Source organism: Salipiger sp., assembly GCF_048261495.1.
GTDB lineage: Bacteria > Pseudomonadota > Alphaproteobacteria > Rhodobacterales > Rhodobacteraceae > Salipiger.
Genome location: NZ_JBLXFX010000013.1, coordinates 1 through 16,167, shown reverse-complemented (window position 1 = coordinate 16,167; position 16,167 = coordinate 1). Strand labels below are relative to the sequence as shown.

The 16,167-nt window shown below is 69.0% G+C and carries 15 protein-coding genes and 1 pseudogene; 5 read left to right on the top strand and 11 right to left on the bottom strand.

What is annotated here, in order from left to right; genetic code table 11:
• Window positions 1–84: 84 nt before the first annotated feature.
• Entirely contained in the window at window positions 85–1,833 is a 1,749-nt protein-coding gene (locus tag ACN0RJ_RS19740; protein WP_417725397.1) for an ABC transporter ATP-binding protein, read from the bottom strand.
• On the bottom strand, window positions 1,830–2,525 hold the full coding sequence (locus ACN0RJ_RS19735; RefSeq protein ID WP_417722077.1) for a fused DSP-PTPase phosphatase/NAD kinase-like protein: 696 nt from the start codon (window positions 2,523–2,525) through the stop codon (window positions 1,830–1,832). The genes ACN0RJ_RS19740 and ACN0RJ_RS19735 overlap by 4 nt, the downstream gene beginning before the upstream one ends.
• A gap of 142 nt (window positions 2,526–2,667) precedes the next feature.
• Here ACN0RJ_RS19735 and ACN0RJ_RS19730 point away from each other — a divergent pair, with 142 nt between their 5' ends.
• Entirely contained in the window at window positions 2,668–3,912 is a 1,245-nt protein-coding gene (locus tag ACN0RJ_RS19730; protein ID WP_417725396.1) for a pyridoxal-phosphate-dependent aminotransferase family protein, read from the top strand.
• Here the strand turns inward: ACN0RJ_RS19730 and ACN0RJ_RS19725 are convergent.
• Entirely contained in the window at window positions 3,875–4,063 is a 189-nt protein-coding gene (locus ACN0RJ_RS19725) for a histidinol phosphate aminotransferase (RefSeq protein WP_417722075.1), read from the bottom strand. The two genes, ACN0RJ_RS19730 and ACN0RJ_RS19725, sit on opposite strands and share 38 nt — an antisense overlap.
• Before the next feature lie 131 nt (window positions 4,064–4,194).
• On the bottom strand, window positions 4,195–5,307 hold the full coding sequence (locus ACN0RJ_RS19720) for a pyridoxal phosphate-dependent aminotransferase (RefSeq protein WP_417725395.1): 1,113 nt from the start codon (window positions 5,305–5,307) through the stop codon (window positions 4,195–4,197).
• A gap of 211 nt (window positions 5,308–5,518) precedes the next feature.
• Here ACN0RJ_RS19720 and ACN0RJ_RS19715 point away from each other — a divergent pair, with 211 nt between their 5' ends.
• Together ACN0RJ_RS19715 and ACN0RJ_RS19710 are read left to right on the top strand one after the other, a co-directional pair.
• Window positions 5,519–6,805, top strand: coding sequence for a lipoprotein-releasing ABC transporter permease subunit (locus ACN0RJ_RS19715; RefSeq protein ID WP_417722073.1), 1,287 nt, complete (start codon window positions 5,519–5,521; stop codon window positions 6,803–6,805).
• Complete coding sequence (locus ACN0RJ_RS19710) at window positions 6,798–7,481, top strand: ABC transporter ATP-binding protein (RefSeq protein ID WP_417725394.1); 684 nt, start codon at window positions 6,798–6,800, stop codon at window positions 7,479–7,481. The genes ACN0RJ_RS19715 and ACN0RJ_RS19710 overlap by 8 nt, the downstream gene beginning before the upstream one ends.
• A 3-nt stretch (window positions 7,482–7,484) precedes the next feature.
• Here ACN0RJ_RS19710 and ACN0RJ_RS19705 read toward each other — a convergent pair whose 3' ends face one another.
• Window positions 7,485–7,919: a DMT family transporter gene (locus ACN0RJ_RS19705; protein WP_417722071.1), complete on the bottom strand. Its 435-nt coding sequence runs from the start codon at window positions 7,917–7,919 to the stop codon at window positions 7,485–7,487.
• 188 nt (window positions 7,920–8,107) lie between these two features.
• Here ACN0RJ_RS19705 and ACN0RJ_RS19700 point away from each other — a divergent pair, with 188 nt between their 5' ends.
• Both ACN0RJ_RS19700 and ACN0RJ_RS19695 read left to right on the top strand, forming a co-directional pair.
• Entirely contained in the window at window positions 8,108–8,524 is a 417-nt protein-coding gene (locus ACN0RJ_RS19700) for a c-type cytochrome (RefSeq protein WP_417725393.1), read from the top strand.
• Window positions 8,525–8,643: 119 nt separating this feature from the next.
• Window positions 8,644–8,820, top strand: a pseudogene (locus ACN0RJ_RS19695) (ArsR/SmtB family transcription factor); the annotation flags it as partial.
• A 589-nt stretch (window positions 8,821–9,409) separates the two neighbouring features.
• On the opposite strand, the gene ACN0RJ_RS19690 reads toward ACN0RJ_RS19695, so the two are convergent.
• From ACN0RJ_RS19690 to ACN0RJ_RS19665, 6 genes are all read right to left on the bottom strand, one after another.
• Complete coding sequence (locus ACN0RJ_RS19690) at window positions 9,410–10,816, bottom strand: exonuclease domain-containing protein (protein ID WP_417722069.1); 1,407 nt, start codon at window positions 10,814–10,816, stop codon at window positions 9,410–9,412.
• Window positions 10,813–11,316: a hypothetical protein gene (locus ACN0RJ_RS19685; RefSeq protein WP_417725392.1), complete on the bottom strand. Its 504-nt coding sequence runs from the start codon at window positions 11,314–11,316 to the stop codon at window positions 10,813–10,815. The genes ACN0RJ_RS19690 and ACN0RJ_RS19685 overlap by 4 nt, the downstream gene beginning before the upstream one ends.
• A gap of 23 nt (window positions 11,317–11,339) precedes the next feature.
• Window positions 11,340–13,163, bottom strand: a complete 1,824-nt coding sequence (locus tag ACN0RJ_RS19680) for a DUF294 nucleotidyltransferase-like domain-containing protein (protein ID WP_417725391.1) — start codon at window positions 13,161–13,163, stop codon at window positions 11,340–11,342.
• 102 nt (window positions 13,164–13,265) lie between these two features.
• Entirely contained in the window at window positions 13,266–15,047 is a 1,782-nt protein-coding gene (locus ACN0RJ_RS19675) for a sodium:solute symporter family protein (protein WP_417722066.1), read from the bottom strand.
• 6 nt (window positions 15,048–15,053) lie between these two features.
• On the bottom strand, window positions 15,054–15,341 hold the full coding sequence (locus ACN0RJ_RS19670) for a DUF4212 domain-containing protein (protein WP_417722065.1): 288 nt from the start codon (window positions 15,339–15,341) through the stop codon (window positions 15,054–15,056).
• 60 nt (window positions 15,342–15,401) lie between these two features.
• Entirely contained in the window at window positions 15,402–16,085 is a 684-nt protein-coding gene (locus ACN0RJ_RS19665) for an adenylate kinase (RefSeq protein ID WP_417725390.1), read from the bottom strand.
• Window positions 16,086–16,167 lie beyond the last annotated feature (82 nt).

Sequence of the window (16,167 nt, the reverse complement as noted above, 5' to 3'; positions counted from 1 at the left end):
TCTCCCTTCGCGTTCGGGGCAGATATAGGCCGTGCAGCGGGCGAGGGACAGGGGGGGCGCCCGACCGCGGGTCCGGCGATGCCCTCAGCCCTTGGAGAATTGCAGCGTGTGCAGCGCGGCATAGGCGCCGTTGCGGGCCATCAGCTCTTCGTGCGTGCCCTCTTCGGCAACGCGGCCCTGGTCCATCACCACGATCTTGTCGGCGTTGCGCACGGTCGAGAGGCGATGCGCGATGACCAGCGTGGTGCGCCCCTCGGCCAGCCGGTCGAGCGCCTGCTGCACCACCGCCTCGGAGGCGACGTCGAGCGCCGAGGTCGCCTCGTCCAGCAGCAGGACCGGGGTGTCGCGCAGGATGGCGCGGGCGATGGCGACCCGCTGGCGCTGCCCGCCTGACAGGTTCGATCCGCGTGGCCCGACTCGGCTGTCGAGCCCGTTCTCGAGGCGGGGCAGGAAATCGGCCACATGCGCGGCCTCCAGCACCTCGGCGAGCTGCGCGTCCGAGACGTCGGTGCGTCCGAGCAGGATGTTCTCGCGCAGGGTCTCGTCGAACAGCAGCGCCTCCTGGCTGACGACCGAGAACATGCCCCGCAGATCGCCGAGCCGCATGCCGGTGACGGGCACGCCGCCGATGGTCACGCTGCCCGAGGCGGGATCGACCAGCCGCGTGAGCACGTTGAAGATCGTCGACTTGCCGGCCCCGGACGCCCCGACGAGGGCCGTGGTCCTGCCCGCTTCGGCGACGAAGCTCACGCCGCGCAGCACCGGGGCTTCGCCGTAGTCGAGTTTCACGTCCTCCAGCACGATCCGCGGCGTGCCCTGCGGCGCGGCGACGGGATCGGGCGGGTCGCGCAGATCCGGCTGGTGATCGAGGATTTCCTTGATCCTCTCGAGCGAGGCGGCGGCGATCTGCCAGGTCCCGCTGACCGCCCCGAGGCGGCGCAGCGGTTCGAAGGCCAGCCCCAGCGCGGTGAAGAAGGCCATGAACTCGCCCACGGTCTTTTCGCCGGTCAGGATCTCGCCCCCGCCGTAGAACAGCACCCCGAGAAAGCCGAGCCCGGACATGATGTCGATCAGCGCCGGAATCCCGGCCTGCCCCATGGAGGAGCGGACCTCGGTCCTGACGCGGCGGCGGGTCAGCTTGCGGTAGCGGTCGGTCTGGTAGTCCTCGAGGCGGTTCAGCTTGACCGGCACGATGCCGTGGAACACCTCGTTGAGCCGGGTCGACAGATGCGCCGCGATGTCGCGCGCCTTGCGGGCGTTGCCGCGCACGTAGCGCTGCACGAAGATCGACGGGGCCACCAGAAGCGGCGCGCCGATCAGCGCGACCAGCGTCCATTGCCAGTCGGTCGACAGCGCGACGGCGAAAAGCGACACCAGCGCGATGACGTCGCGCCCGGCGCCGGTGATGATGATGCGCCAGACCTTGTTGACGCTTTCCACGTCGCCTTCGACCCGCTGCATGAGGTAGCCCGGACCGTTGACCTGGTGATAGCTGCCGTCGAGCGTCACGAGGTGCGCCAGCATGTCGGTGCGGATGTCGCCCACGCTCAGCTGCGACACCTGGGTCAGGAGCACCTTCTGCACCACCGATGACACGGCGCGGATCATGAAGATCCCGAAGATCGCCAGCCCGACCCAGATCAGCGCCGAGCCGTCGCCGCCGACGAAGACCCGGTCGAACATCGGCTTCATCATGTAGCTGAGAAAGCCGAACATCGACCCTTCGATCATCATGAAGAACACGGCGAGGACCAGCCGCCCGCGATAGGGCCAGAGGTAGGTCCACCAGAGCCAGGTTATCAGACCGCGCGAGGTATAGGCGGGTTCGCTCATGCCAGATCTTCCGGCGGGCGGCGGGCGTCGAACCCGGCCTGCAGCGCCTTGTCGTCGTATTCGGTGCGGATCCAGTCCTCGAACCCGATGGGCGCGCGGCGGTTGCGCGCGGCATAGGTGTCGAGGATGTAGCCCTGGATGCCGGTCTTGGTGAATTCCAGGTGGATGTACTTGAGGCCGAGCTGCTTGCGGGCCCGTTCGACGGGGACGCCCTCGAACACCATGAGGTAGACGGCCGCGGCAAAGCCCGCGCGGTCGGCGCCGGACTTGCAATGGAACATCATCGGCCTTTCGGCGGCGCGCATGGTGTCGATCAGATGCAGGATGCGTTCGCGTCCGGGCGCCATGCGGGCCCAGAGCTTGGCGTGTTCCAGCGTCAGGCCGAGGGTCTCGCAGCTTTCCTTCTCGAACAGGTAGTGCGAATACTTTTCCTCGCCGCGCAGGGTGATGACGGTGCGGATGCCCATGGCGGCGTATTTTTCGAACCGGCGGTGGGTCGGGTGGTTCGACCGCCAGACCCCCGGCGCGATCTGCCAGAAATTGGTCCAGAAGGTCCGCAGCCAGGCATGGTCGAACAGGTTGTAATGGACCTGCGACAGCGCCCGCGCGCCCGGAGTCGAGATATCCTTGCCGAACGAGCGGCGGATGCGCCTTTCGGCCTTCTCGATCCGTTCCCAGAGTGTGCTGAGCATTCCGTCCATTCCGCGCCCTCGGGCGGTGTCTACGGGGCAGGGGCCCCGTTGGCAAGCGGCGGCGGGGCGTTGACCTCGTCGCCATGGCGGTTAGGTTGGGGTTGCCCCTGCCATTTCAAGGGGTGATCCCGGAGTTCCCGACATGTCGCTTGCCCAAGGCCGCCCCTACCTGGCCATTCCCGGTCCCTCAGTCATGCCCGAGGAGGTGCTGCGCGCGATGCACCGCTCCTCGCCCAATATCTACGAGGGGGCGCTGGTCGACATGGTGCGCGGCATGGTGCCGGACCTGAAGTACGTGGCGCAGACCGAGGGCCGCGTGGCGATCTACATCTGCAACGGCCACGGCGCCTGGGAAGCGGCCCTGGCCAATGTGGTGGGCGAGGGTGACACCGTGCTGGTGCCGGCCACCGGGCGGTTCGGCTTCGGCTGGGCCGACATGGCGAACGGGCTCGGTGTCGAGACGCAGATCATCGACTTCGGCCTGAAGACACCGCTCGACCCGGACCGCGTGGCCGAGGCTCTGCGGGCCGATACGGACCGGCGGATCAAGGCGGTCCTGGCGACCCATGTCGATACCGCCACCTCGCTGCGCAACGACCTCGCCGCGCTGCGCAGGGCGATGGACGAGACCGGGCACCCGGCGCTGCTGATGGCCGATTGCGTCGCCTCGCTCGGATGCGAGGAATTCCGCATGGACGCCTGGGGCGTCGACGTGATGGTCACCGGTTCGCAGAAGGGGCTGATGGTTCCGCCGGGGCTGGGCTTCGTTTTTTTCAACGACCGCGCGGCGGCGCGGCGGGCCGAGATGAAACGGGTCAGCCGCTACTGGGACTGGGTGCCGCGCTCCGAGCCGGAATTCTTCTACCAGTTCTTCGGCGGAACCGCGCCGACCCATCACCTCTACGGTCTGCGCGCCGCGCTCGACTTGATCCGGGAGGAAGGGCTCGACGCCATCTGGTCGCGTCATGCCCGCCTTGCCCGCGCGATCTGGGCGGCGGCGGATGTCTGGGGCTCGGCCGGACCGCTGACGCTGAACATCGCCGATCCCGCCGTCCGCAGTCATGCGGTGACGGCGCTGCGGCTCGGCGCGCCGCACGGGGCGCGGCTGCGGGAATGGACGGCCAATTCCGCCGGGGTGACGCTGGGCATCGGGCTCGGCATGTCGGAACCCGACGATCCCTCGGGCACCGGCTTTTTCCGCTTCGGGCACATGGGGCACGTCAATGCGCACATGATCCTCGGCCTGCTGGGCGTGGTCGAGGCGGGGCTTCAGGCGCTCGACGTGCCGCACGGGCGGGGCGGGGTCGCGGCGGCGGCAGAGATCATCGGCGGCGGTACGCCGGTGCTGCTCAACCGTGCTGCCGCAGGCGGAATTCCAGCCGAGTGATGAGGTGATTGAGGAAGGCGCCGAGGATCGCCACGGCGCCCAATCCGAACGCCCCCCAGACCACGAGGAATATCCAGATCATGTTGACGAAGATCAGCACGAGATTTGCCGTGGTGTGATCCGGCGCGTGAGTGCGGCTTCTCTGCTCCATCCGGGGCTCCATCCTTGACCGGGCCTTGACCGGGACCGTCCCGGTGCAGGCCGTGGTCGACACTGCGATGGAAACCCTTTCGATTTCGTTGTGGTTCCGCAGAACTGTGCCGAACCGCGCCCCGACCGGCGTCAGAGCGCGGCGCGCGCCTCTTGAAGGGCCGCCGGAAGCTCCTGTTCGAGGATGTCGAGATCGGAGGGCGTGCCCGCGCTGATGCGGATGCAGCGGTCCTGAGGGGCGACGAAGGGCATCCTCACGAAGACGCCGCGCGCCGCGAGGGCCTGCAGCACCGCGCGGGCGAGGGCGCCGTCGCCGCCGCAGTCCACCGCGACGAAATTGGTTGCCGAAGGGATCGGGTCGAGGCCGTTCGCCCGCGCGATGGCGGCGATGCGGAGGCGCGCGCTGTCGACTTCGCTGCGCACATGGGCCAGCCAGTCCCGGTCCCCGAGCGCGGCCAGCGCGCCCGCCTGACCGGGGCGGTTCATGGCGAAGTGATTGCGGATCTTGTCGAAGGCGCGGATCAGCGGCGTCGCCCCGAGGGCGAGCCCGACGCGCGCGCCGGCCATGCCGTAGGCCTTGGAAAAGGTGCGGAAGCGGATGACGCGGGGATCTTCCGGGTCGATCCGGGGCACGGCGCTTTCGGGTGCGAATTCGGCATAGGCCTCGTCCAGGGCGAGGACCGTGCCGTCGGGAATGTCGTTCAGCGCCGCCTCGATCGAGGCGCCGTCATGCCAGGTGCCCATCGGGTTGTCGGGGTTGGCGAGGTAGACGATCTTTGCATCGACCTCGGCCGCCCTGGCCAGAAGCGCGGGCAGGTCCTCGCGGTCGTCGCGATAGGACACCTTGTGCAGCGTCCCGCCGAAGCCCGCGACGTGGTAGTTGAAGGTCGGATAGGCCCCGTCCGAGGTCACCACCGCATCGCCCGGCGCGACGAGCAGGCGGACGAGATAGCCGAGGCAGCCGTCGATCCCCTCGCCGAAGACGATGTTGTCGGCGGTGCAGCCAAGTTCTGCGCAAAGCGCGGCCTTCAGGTCGTGGTGGCTCGGATCGGCGTATTTCCAGATTTCCTGACCCTGCGCCGCCATCGCTTCGAGCACCTTCGGGGAGGGGCCGAAGACGTTCTCGTTCGCGCCGAGCCGGGCGCGGAAGGCATGCCCCATGGCGCGCTCCTGCACTTCCGGGCCGACGAAGGGCACGGTGGCGGGAAGGCTTTCGATCAGGCGGGGGTAGCGGGGTCCGGTCATGTCCGCCCCTTACGCCGGGGGCGGTCCTCCGGTCAAGCCGCGCTGCGTGTCGGCCTCGCGGGGGCGCTGCCCCGTCCCTTCGGGACTCCCCGGGATATTTGCGGCCAGAAGAAAGACGCTCGCGCCGGGGCTGCCGTGGCGGCGGCGCTTGACCCCGCCGGGCGCAGCGGTCAGGGTCCCGCGCGAGCAGATGCAGGAAGGCGCCCGGAGAATGGCCAGCACCCCGACCCCCTTTGCCGGTTTCGAATGGACCATCGCCTGGCGCTACCTGCGCGCGCGGCGGGCCGAGGGCGGCGTGAGCGTGATGACCTGGATCAGCCTGGTCGGCATCACCCTTGCCGTCTTTGCCCTGATCGCCACACTGGCGGTGCGTTCCGGGTTCCGGGCAGAGTTCGTGGACACCATCCTGGGATCGAACGCCCATGCGACGGTCTATGCCGCCTCGCGCGAGGACGAGTTCGGCCGGGTCGTGCGCACCTTCGAGGATTTCCGCGACCGCGCCGCGCGGGTGGCCGCGGTTCCGGGCGTCGTGCGCGCGGCGCCGCTGGTCAAGGGCCAGGTCATGGGCACCGCCAACGGGCGCAATGCCGGGATCGAGGTCTTCGGCATCGCGCCCGAGGACCTGGCCGGCATTCCGCGCATCGTCGACCCCGAGACCGGGCGGGGCGACCTCGCACGGTTCGGCGAAGGCATCGCCATCGGGTCGGGCGTGGCACGCGAACTGGGCGTCGGGGAGGGCGACGAGGTGAAGCTGATCTCGCCCGACGGGGTCAGGACCGCCTTCGGGGTCTCGCCCCGGGTGAAGGTCTACGAGGTCGTCTGGATCTTTACCGCCGGGCGCTACGACATCGACCGGACCCGCATCTACATGCCTTTCGACGAGGCGCAGCTTTATTTCAACCGCGAGGGACAGGCGGACGAGCTCGAGGTGATGGTGGAGGATCCCGAGGCGATCGAGGCGCTGGCCGTGCCCATCCAGCAGGCAGCCGGAGAAGGCGCGCTGGTCTGGACCTGGCAGGATTCCTCGGGCGCCTTCCTGCGGGCGCTGGAGGTCGAGGACAACGTGATGTTCGTGATCCTCTCGGTCCTGGTGCTGATCGCGACGATGAACATCGTCTCGGGGCTCATCATGCTGGTCAAGAACAAGGGCCGCGACATCGGCATCCTGCGCACCATGGGGCTGACCGAGGGCGCGGTGCTGCGCGTCTTCTTCATCTGCGGTGCCTTCACCGGCGTGCTGGGGACGCTGATGGGGGTGATCCTCGGCTGCCTCTTTGCCATCTACATCGACCCGATCTTTTCCCTGGTGAATTACGTTTCGGGGGGCGGGGTCTGGGACCCGGCGGTGCGCGGCATCTACGCGCTGCCCGCCAAGCTGCAGGCGGGCGACGTGCTGAGCGCCATGGCGCTGTCGCTGGGGCTGTCCTTTGTCATCACCATCTTCCCGGCGCGCCGGGCGGCCCGGATGAACCCCGTGGAGGCGCTGCGCTATGAATGAACCGGTCCTGCGCCTGTCGGGCATCCGCAAGGCCTACAACCCCGGCAAGCCGAACGAGGTGGTCGTGCTGCGCGGCGCCGATCTGGAGGTGGCACGCGGCGAGGTCGTGGCGCTGGTGGCGCCCTCGGGTGCGGGGAAGTCGACGCTGCTGCACATCGCCGGGCTTCTCGACACGCCGGACGCGGGCGAGGTGGCGATCGCGGGCGAGGTGATGAGCCGGCAGTCGGACCGGCGCCGCACCATCATCCGGCGGCAGGAGGTCGGCTTCGTCTACCAGTTCCACCATCTGCTGCCCGAATTCACCGCGATCGAGAACGTCTCGCTTCCGCAACGCGCCGACGGCGCGGCGCGGGCCGAAGCCACCGCGCGGGCACAGGGCCTGCTGGAGAGCGTCGGTCTCGGGGACCGCGCGTCGCATCGTCCCGCGGCCCTCTCGGGGGGCGAGCAGCAGCGGGTCGCCTTCTGCCGTGCCATGGCGAACCGGCCGAAGCTGCTGCTGGCGGACGAGCCGACGGGGAACCTCGATCCCGCCACCTCGGACACGGTGTTCGGGGCGCTCATGGCGCTGGTGCGGGAGACCGGGCTTTCGGCGCTGATCGCCACGCACAACCTGGACCTGGCCGCGCGCATGGACCGCCGGGTGGAGATGCGGGACGGCGGCCTGGTGCCGCTCTGAGGGTCAGGCGCGCTGGGTGACCCAGACGCCGAGCGCCATGAGGCCGATGCCTCCCGCGCGGGTCAGCGAGAACGGGTTCACGCGCGCGCCGAACAGGCCGAAATGGTCGATCAGCGCGGCGCTGCCGAGTTGTCCGAGCAGCACGAAGAACACCGCGTTTCCGATGCCGAAGCTCGGTGCGACATAGGTGATCGACAGCACGTAGAAGGCGACGAAGAGCCCGCCGAGGAACAGGTGTTTCGGCGCCGTCACCGCGCGCGCGACGGGGCGCGGGTCGAGCGCGAAGAGCACGAGCACCGAGGCGCCGAGCGCGACGCAGAACAGGATGGCTGCCGCCGCTGCCGGGGAGCCGATCCAGGCCCCGAGGCGCGCGTTCAGGGCGGCGAGTATCGGGATCCCGAAACCGGCGGCGAGCATGATCAGGGCTTGTGCGGGCATGTCGGTCTCTCCGTGGCGTCGGGCAGACAATGGCCGCGGCGCCGGGCGATGTCATCCCCCCTTTGATCCGGATCAAGGCGGAGAGGGCGCGGCCGGGCGATCCTGCCGCAGGTGATGCGGAGCCCCCCATCGCCCGGAGGCGCGTCAGGCGCGGCAGGCGGGGCAGATGAACGACGGGAGCGGGCGGAATGCGGAAACGGATGATCGCGGGATGGGGGCTTGCGGCCATGGCCCTGTCGGGGTGCATGCCGGCGGAGATGCCGGGGCAGCGCGACGGGCGGGCGCTGTTCCTGTCCTATTGCGCGGAATGTCACGGCGCGACTGCCGAGGGCAACGGGCCGCTGGCGCGCTCCTTGGAGACAGCGCCGAAGAACCTCACGCTGATCTCGGTCCGGCACGGCAACCGCTTTCCGCGGGCCGAGATCCTGTCGACCATCGACGGCTACGCGCGGTCGGACTCGGCGGGACCGGGAATGCCCGAATTCGGCGAGCTTCTGGAGGGCGATCTTGTCCCGCTCGACACCGGTGACGGTCGGATGACCCCGACACCGCGGAAGCTGGTGGCGCTGCTGGAGTATCTCGAATCCATCCAGGCGGGCCGCTGACGGCGGCGCGACGGCGGGACGGGCGTACAACGGCGGGGCCGCAAAATCTTTCGGAAAAGATTTTTCGCCCGTGGCTGGCGTTAACCCTGTCTTGGCGGAGCCTGCGCTATTGGAGCGGTATGGACGCGCCCGGGCTGCCCTCTCTCTCCCTACTCGGCCACCCGCTTCGGGCGGGGGTGCTTCGTCTGCTGATGCGGAACCTGCCGCGCCCGCTGGGCGCCGGCGAGCTTGCAGAGGCGTTGCAGGTGGCGCCGTCGACCCTGTCGGCGCATCTGTCGGCCCTGACCTCGGCGGGGTTGCTGGCCCTGCGTCGGGACGGGCCTGCCCGGCTGTATACGGCGATTCCCGGCGCGCTCGAATCTGCGGCGGACGCGCTGCTGCGCGACCTCGCGCTCGGGCGGGCAGGGGGGATTCCCGGCGGGGCGGTCGGCAAGCCGCGCCTGCTGTTCCTCGACGATGACAACGCGGGGCTGTCGCTTCTGGCCGAGGCGGTGGGGCGACGGGTCGCGCGCGGGCGTTTCATGGTGGCGTCGGCGGGGCTGCGCCCGGCATCCACGGCCGATCCGCTCGTGATGGAGATGCTGCGCGCGCGCGATCACGACACGGTGTCATTGGTGCCGGAGGGGACCTCGGCACATGCGGGGGCCGAGGTGGTCATCGCCCTCTCGCCCTCGGCGGCAGAGGCGCTGCCGGTCTTTGCCGATCCCCTGCCGGTCTGCATCTACTGGCCGATGCCCGAAGCGCCCCCGGGGGACACGCGGGTGATTCCCCGTGCCGCGGCCCTGCACGGGGCCTGTCGCGCGCTCGAGGCGCGGATGACGGCCCTGTCCGCGCTGCCGCTGGCACGGCTGTCGCGCGACGCCCTTCAGGCGGCGCTCGACGATCTCAGTTCAGGTCTTCCAGAAGGCGGCCGTGCTTTCGCGTCTCGTCGAGAACCTGACCGAGGCAGACCATTCCCCGCGCCTGCAGCATGGGCAGCATACGGACCAGCACCTCGGCCGTCGCCTGCGCATCGCCGCGTGCGGTATGGCGCAGGGCCGGCGGTATCGTGACATCGAGCCGCGCGCAGAGCGCATCAAGCGTATGGGTCCGCCCGGCCCCGAAGAGCACCGCGGAGAGAAGGACCGTGTCGAGGATCGGATGATCCCAGCGCACGCCCATCCGGGCAGACTGCCGCCGCAGGAAGGCCATGTCGAAGGGCGCATTGTGCGCCACGATGACCGAGCCCGAGGCGAAGCGGTGAAAGCGGCGCCCGGCCTCGGCGATGTCGGGCTGTCCGCGCACCATGCGGTCCGAAACCTTGTGAACGCGGGTGGAGGCGGGCGGAATAGGGATGCCCGGATCGACCAGTTGGTCCAGGACTTCGCCCGGTACGATGCGACCGTTGACCACGCGGACCGCGCCGATCTGCACGATCTCGTCCTTGTGCGGCAGGAGGCCGGTGGTTTCCGTGTCGAAGACGCAGAAGGTCAGCTCGGACAGCGGCGTTTCCGCGACCGAGGCGGGAGGCGCGCTCCGCAGCAGGTCGAAATCGTAGATCAGCGGGCGCTCGGCCTCGGGCGACAGGGAAATCTCGCCCGCGTCGATGGTCATCAGGTAGCCGCCGCCGTCCATCGGCCGGATCCGCGCGGCATGGCGCCGGGCGCCGTCGATGCCATCGGCGGTGAAGGCGACCTCGCGCCCGGTACGGTGCATCCTGGCCACCGCCGGATCGAGGCTCGCGGCGCTGAAATAGTCGCCGATCGGGGCGTTGAGGCGGGGGTGGTGCAACCGCGCCAGGATCTCGGCGGCCTGCCCGTCGTAGAGGACGATCTGCCCGCGCGAACCCACCAGGATCATCGCCACCGGAATCTCGGTGAGCAGCGCGGTCAGCCGGGCGCGATCCGCCGCCAGCCGCTCGGTCTCGGCGGCGACCCGCTGCGCCGTGGCCATGGTGCTGTCGCCGAGCAGCGCCGACACCGCACCGGCGGCCTCGGCCAGGTCGCCGAGGTAGCGCGCCCCGTGGGTGTCGACCCCGCGATCCGCCCCGGTATGGGCGCGCACGCGCAGCTCCGACGCGAGGCCCTCGATCGGCTTCGCGAGGTTCTCGTCGAACAGCAGCCAGATCCCGGCGGCAAGGGCCACCAGGGCAAAGCTCGCGATGATCCCGGCGAGGACGAAACCGTTCGCGAGGCCGGAGTCGAGCGCGCGCCGGTAGCCCGCCCAGAGCGCCAGCCAGGTCGCGGCCGGTCCGCCGCAGGCAAGCAGCGCGAAGAACAGGAAGATCCTCGGACGCAGCCCGAGCCGTGTCATGCACCGCCCCCGCAGACCGCGACAAGGATGGAATCCTCCGCCGTGACGTCGATCCAGCGCGGCTCTCCTCCGTCACCACCGGACGGCGCGGCGCGGCGCGCGCCGGGGCAATCGACCATGACCTGCACGGTCCGGGTCGGATGCCAGCGCTGGAAGAAATGGAGCTGCACCAGCCAGAGGCCCTCGGTATCGGCATTGGGCTGCATGCTCGGCAGGTCCGCGGCGACGAAGCGGTCCACCATGGGCACGAGGTAGGTCCAGGGCCGCCACAGTGCGCGGCTTTCGTGGGTTTCGGCCACCAGCACGCCTTCGGGCAGGTTGCCGCTGGTCGCGTCGTACCAGCTGTATTCGTTGGAGATCGACGTCGCCAGCATCGCCGCCCCCGCCCCCACGGGGATCAGCCATTTCGGCACCCGCCCGCCGGTTGCGCGGGCCAGCAGCATGACGACACCCGCGCCCGCCACCCCCGCGACGATGACCGCGATCAGTTCCCAGAACATGTGCCCCCCTCCCAAGGTTGCTGTCAGCCCGGCATGCCGCGCCCGTGGCCCATCGCCGATTGCATCGACTTGATCACCACGAAGGCATCCCGCAGATGACTTCGTTCAAAGTCCGAAAGATCGGCCGGGGCAAGATAATTGTCGGGCTTGTCGCCGCGTTTGACCAGCCTTGCCTGATGCTCGAGCCGGATTTCCGCGATCAGGTCGTAGGCGTCGATCAGATCCTGACCGCCGCGCCCGGAGAGGCTGCCCGCGGCGATGGCCGCATCGAGGCGCGCGCGCGTGTTGACGGCGGGCAACCGCCCCTGCAAGGCGTGAATGCGCGCGAGATCCACCACCGGCACCACGCCGTTGTGCTTGAGATCGAGGCTGTTCTTGTGCTCGCCGGTGCGGATCGTCGCGAAACCGCGCAGCAGCCCGAGCGGCGGCGTGTGCTTGAGCGAATTGGCGATCATGTGGGACACGAAGATGGAATTCCTCGAGGCGGCCTCGAGCGTCTCGGCCTGGAGGTCCGCGAACAGGGAGACCGTGCCGCCGATGGGACGCAGGTCGAACATCACCGAGGCGAGCATCTGCGCCTCGGGATCGGGGCGGGTGATCCAGCGGGCAAAGTACTGACGCCAGGTGCCGACGCGCTGGCACCAGCGCGGATTGGTCGCCATCATGTCGCCGGGGCAGTGGAAATAGCCCGCCTCGTCGAGCCCGTCACAGACGTATTTCGCCAGCCGCGCGAAATAGGCGAGGTCGTCGTCGGTGGCGGCATTGTCGATGAACAGGCAGTTGTCCTGATCGGACACGCCGGTCTGTTCCTGCCGTCCCTGGGACCCGCAGGCCAGCCAGAGCCACGGCACCGGGGCGGGGCCGAACCTGGCCTCGGCCAGCGCGAGCAGGCGGCGGGTGACGGTGTCGGCAACATCGGTGATGAGCCGGGTCACCACCTCGTGCCGGTTGCCGCCCGCGACGAGCTGGACCAGAAGCTGCGGGATCCGCTCGGTGACGCGGGCCATCTCTGCCGGCGTGGCCGCCCCGGCGATTTCCGCGACGAGCCCCGCGCTGCTCACGGCCTGGAAGCGGGTGAGGTCGGTCTGCGTGACCATGCCGACCAGCCTGCCGCCCTCGGTGACGGGAACGTGGCCGATGTGGCGCTCCATCATCATGTGCAGCACATCCGATCCGATCGCCGACGGCGGCAGGGACAGCGGGTCGGCCGTCATCACCCGCGACACCGGCGTGTCGTAGGGCAGGCCGTCGGCCACCACCTTGCCCGACACGTCGCGCAGGGTGAGGATGCCCTTTAGCGCCGCGCCCTCCGTGATGCAGACCGAGGAGACGCGGTGCGCGGCCATGACCTGCGCGGCCTCCTGCACGGTTGCATCGGCGCTCAGGGTCAGCAGGCGGGTCGTCATCAGGGTTTCGACCCGCGATCGTGCCAGGTCGGACCGCTGCGGGCGGGCGGCTCGGGAGCGGTCGAAGAACCGCGCGGCCGCCGCGTGATCGCGCACCAGCGCGTCGAAGGCATAGACGGGCAGCAGGAGGAGGACGGTCTCTTCCAGCGTGCGCGCGGAAGTGGCCGCGAGACCGTCGCGCGTCAGGCCGCGTTCGCCGAAGCTGTTGCGGGGACCGAGCAGGGAGACGACGACACCGTTGCCGTCGCGGATCTCGACCTGTCCGGATTGCACGACATGCAGACCTTCGAGCGGGGCGCCGATGTCGTAGACCGCCGCGCCCGCGGGAAGGGTGCGCACGACGAACTGCGGAACCAGCGTGTCCAGCGCCTCGTCGTCGAGCGCGTCGTAGGGGTGCATGGAGGTGAGAAAGCGGCGGAGATCTTCAGGCGCTGTCGGCATCTCGGACTCCGGCATGTGTCTCGAAGAAAATCCCGCCCCGGCACGTGCGGAGGCGGGATCGGGGGGGCGGGGCGGGCCGGGAGGATGGCCCGCCCCGAAGTTTCAGTGGTCCTGCGCCGCACTCGCGCCGCGGGGCACGCGGACGCTTTCGACCAGCTCCGAGATCTCGCGCGGGATCGGTTTGGTCATCGCGGAGACGGTGAAGGCCACCACGAAGTTGACCAGCGCCCCGACCGCCCCGAAGGAGGTCGACTTGACCGTTCCGAGCAGCGGGTCGGCATCGGTGAAGGAGTTGGTGTCGGGAATGAACATCCAGCCCTTGTGCAGGAAGATGTAGACCAGCGTCACCACCAGACCCGAGATCATGCCCGCCACGGCGCCCTTGTTGTTCACCTTGGTGAAGATGCCCATCATCAGGACCGGGAAGATCGAGGCCGCGGCCAGTCCGAAGGCCAGCGCCACGGTCTGCGCGGCAAATCCCGGGGGATTGAGGCCGAGCCAGGTCGCGACGGCGATGGCGACCGCCATGGCGATCCGTGCCGAGAGCAGTTCGCCCTTTTCCGAGATGCCGGGGTTGATCTGACCCTTGATGAGGTCATGGCTGACGGCCGAGGAAATGGCCAGCAGCAGACCGGCGGCGGTGGAGAGCGCGGCGGCCAGACCGCCGGCGGCCACCAGGCCGATGACCCAACCGGGCAGGTTGGCGATTTCCGGGTTGGCGAGAACCAGGATGTCGTTGTTGAAGTTGGTCAGCTCGTTGCCGGTCCAGCCTTCCGCGGCGGCCTTTTCCTGCATCGCCGGGGACTTTTCGTTGTAGTACTGGATGCGGCCGTCGCCGTTCTTGTCCTCCCAGCCCAGAAGGCCGGTCTGCTGCCAGGTCGCCATCCAGTCGTAGGCGGGATCGCTTTCGATCTGCTCCAGCGACACTGCCTGGCCCGAGGTGCCTTCCGGCCAGAACTGCTGGGTGATGTTGAGGCGCGCCATGGCACCCACGGCAGGGGCCGTGAGGTAGAGCAGCGCGATGAAGACCAGCGCCCAACCGGCGGACCAGCGTGCATCGGCCACCTTGGGGACGGTGAAGAACCGCATGATGACGTGCGGCAGACCGGCCGTCCCGATCATCAGCGACAGGGTGAACAGCACCATGTTCAGCGTATCGCCGTTATGGGCGGTGTATTCGCCGAAGCCCAGTTCGCGCACGATCTGGTCGAGCTTGGCCAGAAGCGGCTCGCCCGAAGCGGTGTCGGTGCCGAACAGACCCAGCCCGGGGATCGGGTTGCCGGTCAGTTGCAGCGAGATGAAGATCGCCGGAATGGTGTAGGCCAGGATCAGCACGACGTATTGCGCGACCTGGGTGTAGGTGACGCCCTTCATGCCGCCGAACACGGCATAGGCAAAGACGATGACGGCACCGATCAGCAGGCCGGTGGTGGCATCGACTTCGAGGAAGCGTCCGAAGGCCACGCCGACGCCGGTCATCTGGCCGATCACGTAGGTGGTCGACGCGATGATGAGGCAGATCACCGCCACGAGGCGCGCGGTCGGCGAATAAAAGCGGTCGCCGATGAACTCGGACACGGTGTATTTGCCGAACTTGCGCAGGTAGGGCGCGAGCAGCAGCGCCAGCAGCACGTAGCCGCCGGTCCAGCCCATGAGATAGGCCGAGTTGTCATAGCCGGTGAAGGCGATGAGGCCCGCCATCGACAGGAAGGACGCAGCGGACATCCAGTCCGCGGCGGTCGCCATGCCGTTGGTGACCGGGTGGACGCCGCGGCCTGCGGCGTAGAATTCCGACGTGGAACCGGCGCGGGCCCAGATCGCGATGCCGATGTAGAGCGCGAAGGACGCGCCCACGAACAGCAGGTTGATGGTAAACTGATCCATGGCGTCTTACTCCTCGTCCACGCCGAATTCTTTGTCGAGCCGGTTCATCCGCCAGGCGTAGAAGAAGATCAGCGCCAGGAAGACCAGGATGCTGCCCTGCTGGGCGAACCAGAACCCGAGATCGGTGCCGCCGACGGCGATGCCCGAAATGGCCGGGCGCAGCAGGATGCCGAATCCGAACGAGCACAGGGCCCAGATGACAAGACTGATGAGAATGAGCCGGATGTTGGCCTTCCAGTAGGCCTCGCCCGACTTGTCCGCGGCATGTGCCGCGTTCGTTGTATGGTCCGCCATGGCGGCTCCCTCCTCTCCTTGAAAAACGCGCCGCCCCCCATGCGGGGGGCGGTTGACGGTTCAGGCCGTCGCCTTGGTCACGATCGCGCCGAGCCCGGCGGCGATGTCGTCGATGGCGCCCATCGCGTCGATGCGGGCGAGCGCGCCTTTCTTCTCGTAGTAGTCGATGAGCGGGGCGGTCTGGGCGTGATACGCGTCCAGACGGGAGGCCACCGTCTCGGCAGTGTCGTCGGCCCGGCGCTTCATCTCCGTGCCGCCGCATTTGTCGCAGACGCCGGCCTCGGCGGGCTGCTTGAAGCTGTCGTGATAGCCCTCGCCGCAGCCGCCGCAGGTGAAGCGGCCGGAAATCCGCGTCACCATTGCCGCGTCGTCGACGTCGAGGCTGATGGCCGCGTCGATCTGCTGGCCGGTCTCGGCCAGCAGCGCATCCAGCGCCTGCGCCTGCACCGTGGTGCGCGGGAAACCGTCGAGAATGACGCCGCGCGCCGTGTCGGGCTCGGCCAGGCGGTCGCGCAGGATGGCGATGACGATGTCGTCGCTGACCAGCCCGCCGGCCTCCATGACGGCCTTGGCCTCCCTGCCCGCCGCGGTGCCGTTGGCGACGGCGGCGCGCAGCAGGTCTCCGGTCGACAGCTGGACAAAGCCGAAGCGGTCTTCGAGCATGCGTGCCTGGGTGCCCTTGCCGGCGCCCGGAGGGCCGAGAAGGATGAGCACGGGCGCGGTGGTGATGGTTTGTCCGTCCATGTCCCTCACCCCTTGTTCGCGCGGTTTTCGATGAGGGTGTCGACGACGGAGGGGTCGGCGAGGGTGGATGTGTCGCCGAGGG

What these genes read in the sequence shown, in the direction of transcription:
- ACN0RJ_RS19740 (WP_417725397.1), bottom strand. Translation starts at nt 1,833, where the DNA reads ATGAGCGAACCCGCCTATACCTCGCGCGGTCTGATAACCTGGCTCTGG.
- ACN0RJ_RS19735 (WP_417722077.1), bottom strand. Translation starts at nt 2,525, where the DNA reads ATGCTCAGCACACTCTGGGAACGGATCGAGAAGGCCGAAAGGCGCATC.
- ACN0RJ_RS19730 (WP_417725396.1), top strand. Translation starts at nt 2,668, where the DNA reads ATGTCGCTTGCCCAAGGCCGCCCCTACCTGGCCATTCCCGGTCCCTCA.
- ACN0RJ_RS19725 (WP_417722075.1), bottom strand. Translation starts at nt 4,063, where the DNA reads ATGGAGCAGAGAAGCCGCACTCACGCGCCGGATCACACCACGGCAAAT.
- ACN0RJ_RS19720 (WP_417725395.1), bottom strand. Translation starts at nt 5,307, where the DNA reads ATGACCGGACCCCGCTACCCCCGCCTGATCGAAAGCCTTCCCGCCACC.
- ACN0RJ_RS19715 (WP_417722073.1), top strand. Translation starts at nt 5,519, where the DNA reads ATGGCCAGCACCCCGACCCCCTTTGCCGGTTTCGAATGGACCATCGCC.
- ACN0RJ_RS19710 (WP_417725394.1), top strand. Translation starts at nt 6,798, where the DNA reads ATGAATGAACCGGTCCTGCGCCTGTCGGGCATCCGCAAGGCCTACAAC.
- ACN0RJ_RS19705 (WP_417722071.1), bottom strand. Translation starts at nt 7,919, where the DNA reads ATGCCCGCACAAGCCCTGATCATGCTCGCCGCCGGTTTCGGGATCCCG.
- ACN0RJ_RS19700 (WP_417725393.1), top strand. Translation starts at nt 8,108, where the DNA reads ATGCGGAAACGGATGATCGCGGGATGGGGGCTTGCGGCCATGGCCCTG.
- ACN0RJ_RS19690 (WP_417722069.1), bottom strand. Translation starts at nt 10,816, where the DNA reads ATGACACGGCTCGGGCTGCGTCCGAGGATCTTCCTGTTCTTCGCGCTG.
- ACN0RJ_RS19685 (WP_417725392.1), bottom strand. Translation starts at nt 11,316, where the DNA reads ATGTTCTGGGAACTGATCGCGGTCATCGTCGCGGGGGTGGCGGGCGCG.
- ACN0RJ_RS19680 (WP_417725391.1), bottom strand. Translation starts at nt 13,163, where the DNA reads ATGCCGACAGCGCCTGAAGATCTCCGCCGCTTTCTCACCTCCATGCAC.
- ACN0RJ_RS19675 (WP_417722066.1), bottom strand. Translation starts at nt 15,047, where the DNA reads ATGGATCAGTTTACCATCAACCTGCTGTTCGTGGGCGCGTCCTTCGCG.
- ACN0RJ_RS19670 (WP_417722065.1), bottom strand. Translation starts at nt 15,341, where the DNA reads ATGGCGGACCATACAACGAACGCGGCACATGCCGCGGACAAGTCGGGC.
- ACN0RJ_RS19665 (WP_417725390.1), bottom strand. Translation starts at nt 16,085, where the DNA reads ATGGACGGACAAACCATCACCACCGCGCCCGTGCTCATCCTTCTCGGC.